General features: G+C 56.8%; 7 protein-coding genes. 4 read left to right on the forward strand and 3 right to left on the reverse strand.

The window, feature by feature from the left end:
• Positions 1-30: 30 nt before the first annotated feature.
• From greA to carA, 3 genes are all read right to left on the reverse strand, one after another.
• The gene (gene greA, locus QT230_RS11210) at positions 31-507 is read right to left on the reverse strand and encodes a transcription elongation factor GreA (RefSeq protein ID WP_308321861.1); all 477 of its coding nucleotides are present in this window, start codon (positions 505-507) and stop codon (positions 31-33) included.
• Positions 504-3,734, reverse strand: coding sequence for a carbamoyl-phosphate synthase large subunit (carB, locus tag QT230_RS11215; protein WP_308321863.1), 3,231 nt, complete (start codon positions 3,732-3,734; stop codon positions 504-506). The genes greA and carB overlap by 4 nt, the downstream gene beginning before the upstream one ends.
• A 72-nt stretch (positions 3,735-3,806) precedes the next feature.
• Positions 3,807-4,952: a glutamine-hydrolyzing carbamoyl-phosphate synthase small subunit gene (carA, locus tag QT230_RS11220; RefSeq protein WP_308322211.1), complete on the reverse strand. Its 1,146-nt coding sequence runs from the start codon at positions 4,950-4,952 to the stop codon at positions 3,807-3,809.
• Positions 4,953-5,549: 597 nt separating this feature from the next.
• Here carA and QT230_RS11225 point away from each other — a divergent pair.
• The 4 genes from QT230_RS11225 (at position 5,550) to guaD (ending at position 12,226) form a co-directional block, all read left to right on the forward strand.
• Entirely contained in the window at positions 5,550-6,908 is a 1,359-nt protein-coding gene (locus tag QT230_RS11225) for an NCS2 family permease (RefSeq protein ID WP_308321864.1), read from the forward strand.
• Positions 6,909-6,970: 62 nt separating this feature from the next.
• Entirely contained in the window at positions 6,971-8,449 is a 1,479-nt protein-coding gene (gene xdhA, locus QT230_RS11230; RefSeq protein WP_308321866.1) for a xanthine dehydrogenase small subunit, read from the forward strand.
• Positions 8,433-10,844, forward strand: coding sequence for a xanthine dehydrogenase molybdopterin binding subunit (gene xdhB / locus QT230_RS11235; protein WP_308321868.1), 2,412 nt, complete (start codon positions 8,433-8,435; stop codon positions 10,842-10,844). Before xdhA ends, xdhB begins: the two co-directional genes overlap by 17 nt.
• 32 nt (positions 10,845-10,876) lie before the next feature.
• Positions 10,877-12,226: a guanine deaminase gene (gene guaD, locus QT230_RS11240; protein ID WP_308321870.1), complete on the forward strand. Its 1,350-nt coding sequence runs from the start codon at positions 10,877-10,879 to the stop codon at positions 12,224-12,226.
• Positions 12,227-12,232 lie beyond the last annotated feature (6 nt).

Raw genomic sequence — 12,232 nt, forward strand, 5'->3', positions numbered from 1 at the left:
AACCGAGGTCAATTGAAGGGGCGTTTTTTATCACACGTACTCGACGCTAGCTATTTCGTACTCGACGTCGCCACCCGGCGTTTTGACCACCACAACATCGCCCTCCTCCTTGCCGATTAAGGCACGGGCAATGGGGGAAGTAACCGAGATGCGACCAGCTTTAATATCCGCCTCGTCTTCGCCGACAATGCGATACGTGACCTCCGCATCGGTTTCCAGATTTATCAGCGACACAGTGACACCAAAAATCACCTTGCCGGTTTTGGGCAGCTTAGTGACATCAATCACTTGCGCCACGGAAAGCTTGCTTTCGATCTCCTGGATGCGCCCTTCGATAAACCCCTGCTGCTCGCGAGCGGCGTGGTACTCGGCGTTCTCTTTTAGATCGCCGTGCTCACGCGCTTCGGCGATGGCCGCGATCACCTGCGGACGCGCTTCGCCTTTGAGATGATTCAGCTCTTCGCGAAGACTTCTTTCTCCCGCAACCGTCATCGGGACCTTGTTCATTGACTTGCTCCTGCATGCAGATCCTGAAGGCGCCGCACCGTAATCTCCCTACCGTACTCAAGCGCCATGCAAACAGCATTAGCGCCCGCCAAGGTGGTCGCATAGGGCACCTTGCGCGCGAGAGCAGTACGGCGAATGACCGAAGAGTCGTTAATAGCCTGGCGACCTTCGGTAGTGTTCACAATGTAGGCGATTTCGTCGTTCTTAAGCAGATCGACGATATGGGGACGACCTTCGTAGACTTTATTGACGCGCTCAACAGCGAGCCCGGCAGCTTCTAAAGCAGCCGCTGTTCCCTGTGTCGCACATAGTGTAAAGCCTAATGCTAACAGAGATCGCCCCACTTCGATAATCCCCGCCTTGTCGGGTTCACGCACAGAAAGGAACGCTTTACGCTCACCCGCCAGCGCAGGAATCGCCTCGCCCGCCCCTAACTGGGCCTTAAAGAAGGCCTCGGCGAAGGTATCGCCAGAGCCCATTACTTCGCCGGTGGACTTCATCTCTGGCGATAGAATCGGATCGACGCCGGGGAATTTATTGAACGGGAACACCGCCTCTTTAACACTATAGAAGTGCGGCACGATTTCCTTCTCAAAGCCCTGCTCGGCCAAGGTTTTACCCGCCATGCAGCGGGCCGCAATCTGCGCCAATGAGGTGCCAATGCACTTGGAGACAAAGGGCACCGTACGCGAGGCGCGGGGGTTGACCTCAATCACGTAGATTTCGCCATCCTGCCAAGCCAACTGCACGTTCATTAAGCCCTTAACGCCCAGCTCAACAGCCATCTGCTTGACTTGCTTGCGCATCTCGTCCTGCACATCGGCAGGCAGCGAGTAAGGCGGCAGCGCGCAGGCGGAGTCACCGGAGTGAACACCCGCTTGCTCGACGTGCTGCATGATGCCGCCGATCACCACCTGCTGACCATCCGACACCGCATCAATATCGATCTCAATCGCCGCACTCAGGAAGTGATCCAGCAGCACCGGCGAGTCGTTGGAAACCTTCACCGCATGGGTCATGTAGTTCTCAAGCTCGGAGGCGTCGTAGACAATCTCCATGGCCCGACCACCCAGCACGTAGCTGGGGCGCACTACCAGCGGATAGCCAATCGCTTCGGCTTTATCAAACGCTTCGGCAAAGCTGCGTGCGGTGGCGTTGGGCGGCTGCTTGAGGCCCAGCTTATCGATCATCACCTGGAAGCGCTCGCGGTCTTCGGCGCGGTCGATAGCATCCGGGGTGGTGCCAATGATCGGCACACCGGCGGCCTCTAGCGCGCGAGCCAGTTTCAGCGGTGTTTGACCACCGAACTGAACGATCACGCCCACCGGCTTCTCTTTGTCGGCGATCTCGAGCACGTCTTCCAGCGTCACCGGCTCAAAGTAGAGGCGATCAGAGGTGTCGTAGTCGGTAGAAACCGTTTCCGGGTTGCAGTTGACCATGATGGTTTCGTAGCCGTCATCACGCATGGCGAAGGCGGCGTGCACACAGCAGTAGTCAAACTCAATCCCTTGACCGATCCGGTTAGGGCCACCACCCAGCACCATGATTTTCTGGCGGTCAGACACTTCCGCCTCGCACTCCTCTTCGTAGGTGGAGTACATATAGGCGGTATCGGAAGCAAACTCAGCGGCACAGGTATCCACGCGCTTATAAACCGGACGAATACCTGCCGCCTGACGGGTTTCACGGAACTCTTTTTCGCTAACACCAAGCAGCTTAGCCAGACGCGCATCGCCAAAGCCTTTGCGCTTGAGCTGATAGATTTCCTTGGCCGAGAAGTCAGCCAGCGAGCGCTTGGCGACGGCGTTTTCCGTCAGCACCAGATCTTCCAGCTGGACCAAGAACCACGGGTCGATATTGGTGAGCGTAAATACCTCATCCATACTCATCCCCGAACGCATAGCATCAGCGATGTATAAAATACGCTCGGCGCCCGCGGCCTGTAGCTCACCCTGGATAATCGCCATGTTGTCCGGGGTAAATTCGGTAATGATCGGATCAAGGCCATCGTTGCCGGTTTCCAGACCGCGCAGCGCTTTCTGCAGCGACTCCTGGAAGGTGCGGCCAATGGCCATTACCTCGCCCACCGACTTCATCTGCGTCGTCAGACGGTCGTTGGCCTGAGGAAACTTCTCAAAGGTAAAGCGCGGAATTTTGGTAACCACGTAATCGATAGACGGCTCAAACGACGCTGGCGTTTGCCCACCGGTGATATCGTTCTGCAGTTCATCCAGGGTATAGCCCACTGCCAGCTTGGCGGCGATTTTAGCGATCGGAAAACCGGTCGCCTTGGAGGCCAGCGCCGAGGAGCGCGACACCCGTGGGTTCATTTCGATAACCACTAGGCGCCCGGTTTTGGGGTCCATACCGAACTGGACGTTGGAGCCACCGGTTTCCACACCAATCTCGCGCAGTACCGCGAGGCTGGCGTCACGCATGATCTGATACTCTTTGTCGGTCAGCGTTTGCGCCGGGGCCACGGTAATCGAGTCACCGGTGTGAACGCCCATGGGGTCGAAGTTCTCGATCGCGCAGACGATGATGCAGTTGTCGTTTTTGTCGCGAACAACTTCCATCTCGTACTCTTTCCAACCCAGCAGCGACTCATCGATGAGCAACTCGTGGTTATTGGAGAGCTCGAAACCGCGGGTACAGATCTCTTCGAACTCTTCCTTGTTATACGCCACGCCGCCGCCGGAGCCGCCCATGGTGTAGGAAGGACGAATAATCGTCGGGAAGCCCAACTCGGCCTGAATCTCCCAGGCTTCATCCATGGTGTGCGCGACTTTGGCTTTCGGGCACTCCAAGCCAATCCGCTTCATGGCCTGATCAAACAGATCGCGGTCCTCGGCCATATTAATCGCATCGGCGTTGGCTCCGATCATCTCCACGCCGTGCTTTTCCAGCACGCCGTGCTTTTCCAGATCGAGCGCGCAGTTGAGCGCGGTCTGGCCACCCATGGTGGGCAGGATGGCGTCAGGCTTTTCGGCCTCGATAATCTTCTCGACCGCTTGCCAGGTAATCGGCTCGATGTAGGTGGCATCGGCCATGGCCGGGTCGGTCATGATGGTGGCCGGGTTGGAGTTGACCAAAATAACCCGGAAGCCCTCCTCACGCAGCGCTTTACACGCCTGGGCGCCAGAGTAGTCGAATTCGCAGGCCTGACCGATAACGATCGGGCCAGCGCCAATGATCAAAATACTGTTTAAGTCGGTACGCTTAGGCATAACGGTTCCCGCAAAAAATGGTGACGATGAGCGACAAAAGACGACGATAAGGTGATCTGATAGCGCGATGCGCTAGCTTCGGGCCTGCATCATCGCGACAAAGCGATCAAACAGCGGCGCCACATCCCGCGGGCCGGGGCTCGCTTCGGGGTGGCCTTGAAAGCTAAACGCCGGTCGGTCAGTGCGCTCAATACCTTGCAAGGTGCCATCGAACAGCGAACGGTGCGTTGCACGCACGTTGGCAGGCAGAGTCGCTTCATCGGCGGCAAAGCCGTGATTCTGACTGGTAATCATCACCGTGCCAGTGTCCAGATCCTGCACTGGGTGGTTGGCACCGTGGTGGCCGTGGCTCATTTTGACCGTTTTCGCACCGGAAGCGAGCGCCAGCAGTTGGTGACCCAGGCAGATACCGAACACTGGAATATCGGCTTCCAGCACGTCCTGAATGGCTTTAATCGCATAATCGCAAGGCTCCGGGTCACCAGGGCCGTTGGCCAGGAAAACGCCATCCGGGTTCATTGCCAACACCTCAGCGGCGGGCGTTTGCGCGGGCACCACCGTCAGGCGGCAGCCGCGCGCAGCCAGCATGCGCAGAATATTGAATTTCACCCCGTAGTCGTACGCCACCACATGGTAGGGGCGCTCGCCTTTAGACGCGTCAGCGTAGCCTTCTCCCAGCGCCCACTCACCTTCCGACCACTCGTAGGCTTCTTTACACGAGACTTCTTTGGCCAGATCCATGCCCTTCAAACCTGGGAATGCTTTGGCAGCTTTCAGCGCCCGTGCCACCGCGTCGTCACCTTCCGCATCCGCGCCGGCCAGAATCGCCCCGTTCTGGGCGCCTTTATCGCGCAAAATGCGCGTCAGGCGGCGGGTGTCGATATCGGCAATGCCCAGCACGTTTTGGCTTTTCAGGTAGTCCGACAGCGACTGCTCAGAGCGAAAGCTGCTGGCCATAAGCGGCAAATCGCGAATCACCAAACCTGCCGCAGCAATAGAGGCCGACTCAACATCTTCGCCGTTAACACCGGTATTGCCGATATGAGGATAGGTGAGAGTAACGATTTGGCGGGTGTAGGAGGGGTCAGTGAGGATCTCTTGATAACCGGTCATGGCCGTGTTGAATACTACCTCACCGCTTGTGACGCCATCCGCGCCAATCGCGATGCCGTGGAACACACTGCCATCTTCCAGAGCCAATATCGCGGGTTTGCTCAATGCGGGGTTATTCAAGACAAGTTCTCCCATGCTGGTGGGAGCCTGTGGGAGCAGGCTCGGCGATCCGGTTTGTCGGCGTTTGCGTGCAAACGTCGGGTCGTAAAAAAGCGGGACGAAGCCGAAGTAAAAAATCGGTCTCATCCCGCTTGTTGTTCTCTTCCGTGGCGAATGGCCATGGCGCAGCATTTAGCTGACTATTTTTTTCTAACCTGAGGCCAGTGCAACAAGCGCGGTGCTTTCTCTATATCCACGTACTTCACACTTATTCAGACGTGTGTCTAATGCAGATATGCTGCTGCTTTTTTGCAGCCACTGGACCAAAATTTTTTGAATTTTACAGGCTTTATCGATCTTAGGCTAGCCCTACGACTACCAATAACTTTATATGCGCCATTTTACTTGTGCAATCAATATGCCACGGCCTTCAATTCTTCGATAAATGAGGATGATGGCAGTTATCCGAAATTTTTTTGTATACGTAATTAATATATTTTGTTGCTTTTTTGGTGTTTTTTTGTCTACGCTCTCCATAGCTGACCGAATGGTCAAATGCGTTTTTTTGATCGCTCACCCAACAAATACAAAGAGAATATCGTCATGCCGCAAAGCCCTACGCCGTATTCCGGCTCTCCTCCCGCAAAGGCAACGACCACACTGGATAATTACTTTAATGTCAGTCGCCGTGGCTCCTCGGTGAAGACCGAAGTGCTTGCAGGTATCGCTACTTTTCTGGCCGGGATGTATATCATCGTGGTCAACCCAACCATCCTATCCGATGCGGGTATCCCCTTCTCTGCCGCACTATCTGCCACGGTGGTCATTAGCTTTTTTAGTAGCTTGGCCATGGGCCTTTATGCCCGCAACCCGATTTTAGTTGCTCCCGGCATGGGCATGAATGCGCTGTTCACCTACACCCTGGTGCTTGGCGCAGGGTTATCGTGGGAAGTTGCTCTGGGATGCGTATTCTGGTCGGGAGTACTGTTCGCTGTCCTGGCGCTGTTTAACGTTCGCGAAGCCATTATCGAGGCCATTCCTGCCTCATTGCGCTATGCCATTACCTGTGGGATAGGCCTATTCATCACCTTTATTGGGCTCAAGAATGCCGGATTCATCGTTGCCAACCCAGCGACCCTTATTAGCCTCGGTGATCTAAACGCAAGCCTAATAACCTTCTTTATCGGCCTGATGGCCACCGCGATATTGGTCATTCGCGGCTTCAATGGCGCTCTAATCTTAGGCATCGCCCTAACCACTCTGCTGGCAGCCCCTATGGGGCGGCTGTGGAGTGACGACGTCTTGGTAGCCTGGCAAGGCCTAGCCGCATGGCCGGATTTCTCGGCAGTGATGAAAGTCGACATTCTAGGCGCCCTCAAGGTGGCTTACCTGCCGTTCATTTTCGTGATGCTGTTCACTAACTTCTTCGACTCACTGTCTTGCTTTATGGCCCTGTCCGAGTCGGCTGATCTCAAGGATGCCAACGGCAATCCACGCAACCTTAAGCGCTCCATGACGGTGGATGCTTTCGCATCGATGATCGCAGCCCCCCTCGGTACTAGTGCTGCACAAACCTTTATCGAATCCGGTGCCGGCGTTGCCCAGGGCGGCCGCACAGGACTCACGGCCGTCGTTATTGGCGTATTGTTTCTGCCGTTTTTGTTTCTCTCACCGCTACTGTCCCTAGTCCCCAGTATTGCCACTGCTCCAGCCCTGGTACTGGTGGGACTGTTTATGATGGCACCGATTGGAAAGATCGATTGGAGCCGTCTCGAGGAAGCCTTCCCCGCATTTCTAGCCATCATATTAATGCCGCTGACTTACTCCATCACCCTGGGCATCGCCTTTGGTTTTATCAGCTTTGTGCTAATCCGACTGGCTACCGGCAAACTACATGAGATTAAGCCCGCCATGTGGGTCTCTGCTCTGTTAGCGGTGGTTATGCTGCTGACAGCACAGTAGCCAGCTTTCGCGACCACTAATATATGAGCCAAACAACCCATAACAACATAACGAGTAAGACCATGATTACATTTCACCTCAATGGGCAACCACATCGCGTTGCAGCGGATGCTCACCTTAGCGTTCTGGAACTGCTAAGAGAACAATTACACCTGACCGGCACCAAAGAAGGTTGCGCGTCGGGTGACTGCGGCGCCTGCACCGTCGCCATCGGGGCCCTCGATGCCAATGGCGAGCTGCGCTACCACAGCGCCAACGCATGCATCATGCCAGCTCACCAGCTCCAAGGCCGCCACTTAGTCACCGTCGAAGGTCTTGCTGACAACCAGCAATACTTGCATCCCGCCCAGGCAGCCATGGTCGAATGCCATGGTAGCCAATGCGGCTTCTGCACACCGGGCATTGTGATGTCACTGTTCACACTGCACGAAGAACAGCATGCGGCCCCGCTCGCGGCTCCACTTAGCCCCGAACGCCTTGAAGCCGCACTGGGCGGCAATCTGTGTCGCTGCACTGGCTATCGCCCTATTCGTGATGCGGCATTGGCAATGAACAGCATCGATGGCCATCGCCCCTTATGGTTGGATGCAACGCTGGATGATGCGCAAGATAACCAGCACACGGACTTGGACGAAGCTAGCAGCCGCTTCCACCAGCCTCACCAACTGAATGACCTGGTACGCCTACGCGCTGCCCACCCAGAAGCACGCTTGGTAGCGGGTGCTACGGATCTTTGGCTTGAAGTCACCCAACAGCTTAAGGACTTACCACGGGTTATCGATACCACGCGCGTAAGCGAGCTTCAGCAAATTGAGCAAGGCCGGGATGTCAACGGACGTCCCGGCTGGTGGATCGGTGCAGCCGTCACCTATGCTCGCCTGGAGCCCTTGCTCAATAAAGAATACCCAACCTTTGCCCACCTTCTGCACCGGTTAGGCTCAGCTCAGGTGCGCAACCGCGGCACTTTGGGAGGCAACGTCGCCAATGCTTCCCCCATCGGCGACACCCCACCTGTGCTGCTGGCTCTTGATGCACAGCTTCGCCTTACCGGCCCTAAAGGTTCCCGCGAGATTGCCGCCAGCAATTTCTTCATCGACTACAAAAAGACTGACTTGGCTGAAAACGAAGTATTAAGCGCGATTTTTATTCCTGCCTCCCAAACAGGCCGTCAGTTGAAAGTATGGAAACTCTCGAAGCGGCGCGAAGATGATATTTCAGCCGTGCTTGGTGCCTTTGCCTGGCATCTTGAGGATGGATATCTACGCGATGTACGCCTGGCATTCGGCGGCATGGCCGGCATTCCAGCTCGAGCCCGAGGGGCCGAAGCTGCTCTCGAAGGGCATTCACCATCACCAACCGTATTCGAGGCTGCGCGCAAAGCACTCACCAGTGACTTTTCACCGATGAGCGATGTCCGCGGCAGTGCCGACTACCGCCAACGGTCAGCCAGCGCGCTACTTGAGCGCCTGCGCCTTGTCATCGAATCGTCTACCCACGCCCAAACAACTCAGGAGGTGATGCTTCATGCGTACGCTCACTGATCTGCCAGCACCACAGCCTGAGCAGAAAGCCTCTCAACCAGCACAGAATACCGGCCGTTTTTTTTCTGGCGCGTCGGCCAATCACGAGAGTGCCATCAAGCATGTCACCGGACGCGCGGCTTATATCGATGATCTAGCCCTTCCGGCCAATGCCCTGCATCTAGCCGTGGGTCTTTCATCAGTCGCCCACGGTCGTATCACTCGCATGGACTTGGACGCCGTAAGGTCTGCTCCTGGCGTGGTCGATGTCATTAGCGTGTCAGACGTACCAGGCCATACCGATATCGGCCCCGTTTTCCCTGGGGATCCCATCATGGCTGACGGCGAAGTGCTCTACGCCGGCCAAGTACTGTTCGCCGTGGCGGCCGAAAGCCACCGCGCTGCCCGTCAAGCAGTCGAAAAGGCGATCATCGAGATCGAAGCGCGCCCTGCTAGCCTCGACCCCGTTGCCTCCGTCACAGCGGGCGACCTGGTACGCCCCACCCACCAGCAGATCAGTGGAGACTGGGAAAAAGCCTTTGCCGATGCAGCCATTGTCGTTGCTGGCAAACAGTTTGTCGGTGGCCAGGAACACTTCTACCTGGAAGGGCAGGCCTGCGTCGCTCATCCCAGCGAAGACGAAGGCGTCATGATTCATACCTCAAACCAGCATCCCAGTGAGACTCAGAAACTGGTTGCGGAGGTACTAGGCATTCCCTTGCATGCCGTTACCGTCGAGACACGACGCATGGGGGGCGGATTCGGAGGCAAGGAGACACAGGCTTCTCCCTGGGCTTGCCTGACCGCCTTAATCGCCAGGCGAACCGGACGCAGTTGCCGCTTACGCTTACCGCGGGTCGATGACATGCGGGTAACCGGAAAGCGCCACCCTTTTCATAATGACTATCGCCTTGGCGTCGATGCCCATGGTGTGATTCTGGGTGGCGATATCAATGTGATCGGCGACTGTGGCTACTCTCCCGACCTTTCCGACGCCATTGTCGACCGCGCTATGTTTCACTCGGATAACGCCTACTCGCTGGGTGACGTCCGCGTTACTGGGCACCGCGCCCGCACTCATACTGCCTCTAACACGGCCTTCCGCGGCTTCGGCGGCCCCCAAGGTATGATGGTGATCGAGGCGGCCATGGAAGATATCGCTCGCAGCTTAGGCGAAGACCCGTTGACGATACGTAAGCGTAACTTCTACCGCGACGGGCGCAACACAACACATTACGGCCAGACAGTGGATCAGACTGTCCTCTTGCATGAACTGGTTGAACAACTCGAAACCTCTAGCGATTACTGGCAACGGCGCCAAGCGATTCAAGAGTTCAACGCCAAAAGCCCCGTCATTCGCAAAGGCTTAGCGTTGACCCCGGTAAAATTCGGCATCTCCTTCACTGCCCAGCACCTCAACCAAGCAGGGGCGCTACTGCACGTCTACACCGACGGCAGCGTAATGATCAACCATGGCGGCACCGAGATGGGCCAGGGGCTGCATACGAAGATTTGCCAAGTGGTAGCGCGTGAGCTAGGGCTAGATCTCGACAGCGTACGCATCACCGCCACACGTACCGACAAGGTGCCCAACACCTCTCCCACCGCAGCCTCCAGTGGCGCCGACCTCAATGGTCAAGCGGCCCGCGATGCAGCGCTCAAGCTTAAAACACGGCTGTTTGACTTTGCTGCCGAGCACTACCATCTCGATCGAGAAACCATCCACATGAAAGATGGTTATCTAATCGCAGGCTTCGGAGAAAGTGAACGCCGCATTGCTTGGGGAGAGCTGATTCAGACCGCTTACCTATCACGCATCTCACTATCTGAAAAAGGCTTCTACGCCACCCCCCTCATCCACTATGACCGCGCCAGAGGCAGTGGGCGGCCTTTCTATTACTTTGCTTTCGGCGCGGCGGTGGCGGAAGTCTCAATAGACACTCTGAGCGGTGAATACTTGGTGGAGCGTGTCGATATCCTCCATGACGTGGGCGACTCCCTTAACCCCGCCATCGATATCGGCCAAGTCGAAGGCGGCTTCATACAGGGGATGGGCTGGTTAACCAGCGAAGAACTGAAATGGAATGACCGAGGCCAACTGATCTCAAATGGCCCAGCGACCTATAAGATCCCCACTTACGGCGACCTTCCCGCCACCTTCAACACCCGCCTAATGGAGGGTCACCCTAACTCCATGGCCAGTATCTATCGTTCCAAGGCTGTGGGCGAACCCCCCTTTATGCTCGGCATCTCCGTATGGGCGGCCCTGCGTGACGGCTTAGCCAGCCTAAACGGATACACACAGGCGATTCCCCTAGACACGCCAGCCACACCGGAGCGAGTCATGGCAGCAGCCGAAGCCGCACGCACCAAACTCGGCCATACCACGAACGAAGGACACAGCAATGGTCACTAACACCCTTTTCAATTGCCTTCAGGAGCAACACTATGAATGAAGAGCAAGGGCACGCCCCGACACGCGATCAGCGCCATGCCTGGCTGATCCGTGCACGCATCCTGAGTTTCGATGCCGACCCAGGTGATGGTGATACACCTCGAGAGGGCAGCGTTGTCTACCATCAGGACGGCGCCCTATGGTGGTCCGACGGTCGCATACAGGGCGTCGGCGACTACCACGATTTAGCCCCTAGACTGCCCGCAGATATCAGTATCATCGACCAGCGTGACAAGCTGATCATGCCAGGCTTTATTGACAGCCATGTTCACTACGTGCAGCTCGACATCATGGCCTCCTATGGCCGCCAATTGCTGGACTGGCTGAATGACTACACTTTCCCCGAGGAGTGTCGTTTCGCCCAGCGCGCACATGCCGACACCATGGCCGATGCCTTCCTCGACGAACTGATGCGGGTCGGAACCACCTCGGCGCAGGTGTTCTGTTCGAGTCACCCCAACTCGGTAGATGCCTTTTTTAGCGCTTCCCAACGCCGTGGCTTATGCATGCTCGCCGGCAAAGTACTGATGGATCGTCATGCCCCCGAGGCGCTTACCGATAAAACCCTCGGCGGCATCCGCGATACCGAGCGTTTGATCAGTGACTGGCATGGCACCGACCGCCTTGGCTACAGTGTTACGCCGCGCTTTGCTCCCACGTCCACTCGCGCCCAACTGGATGCTGCCGGTGGCCTGCTGCGCAACGATGACAGCTTATGGCTGCAAACCCACTTATCGGAAAACCTCGGCGAGCTGGACTGGGTAGCCGAGCTATTTCCGGAAAGCCGTGACTACCTTGAGGTTTACGAACAGTCCGGCCTTGTTGGGCCTCGCAGCACGTTTGCCCACGGCATCCACCTGAACGATGGAATGCGTAAGCGGCTGGCCGAACGCAGTGCCAATATCGCTTTTTGCCCCAGTTCTAACCTATTCCTTGGTAGCGGTTTGTTCGACCGCCACGCAGCACATGAAAGCGGGTTGAATCTAACCCTAGCCAGCGATATTGGCGCTGGTACCGATCTTTCCGGCCTCGCCACTCTCAAGGCGGGCTATCAAGTAGGACAATTGCTCGGCCAACCACTGACGGCCTGGGCAGGCTTCCACGCCCTGACCCGGGGCAATGCCATCTCCCTGTCGCTTGATGACCGCATCGGCCGCCTCGCGCCGGGCATGGATGCCGATTTCGTTGTCATCGACCTGTCAGCCTCACCGCTGATGGCAAGGCGCATGGCGCGATGCGAAAGTTTGGCTGAGGAATTATTCACCCTAATGATGCTGGGCGACGACCGCGCCATCTGCGAAACCTGGGCCGGAGGGCGCCTGCAGCACCGACGTCAGAATTGAGGAGAG

This window comes from Halomonas sp. SpR8, assembly GCF_031010195.1.
Classification (GTDB): Bacteria; Pseudomonadota; Gammaproteobacteria; order Pseudomonadales; family Halomonadaceae; genus Vreelandella.

Excerpts from the sequence above, each read along its gene's own strand:
- xdhB (WP_308321868.1), top strand. The coding sequence starts at position 8,433 with ATGCGTACGCTCACTGATCTGCCAGCACCACAGCCTGAGCAGAAAGCC.
- guaD (WP_308321870.1), top strand. The coding sequence starts at position 10,877 with ATGAATGAAGAGCAAGGGCACGCCCCGACACGCGATCAGCGCCATGCC.
- greA (WP_308321861.1), bottom strand. The coding sequence starts at position 507 with ATGAACAAGGTCCCGATGACGGTTGCGGGAGAAAGAAGTCTTCGCGAA.
- QT230_RS11225 (WP_308321864.1), top strand. The coding sequence starts at position 5,550 with ATGCCGCAAAGCCCTACGCCGTATTCCGGCTCTCCTCCCGCAAAGGCA.
- xdhA (WP_308321866.1), top strand. The coding sequence starts at position 6,971 with ATGATTACATTTCACCTCAATGGGCAACCACATCGCGTTGCAGCGGAT.
- carB (WP_308321863.1), bottom strand. The coding sequence starts at position 3,734 with ATGCCTAAGCGTACCGACTTAAACAGTATTTTGATCATTGGCGCTGGC.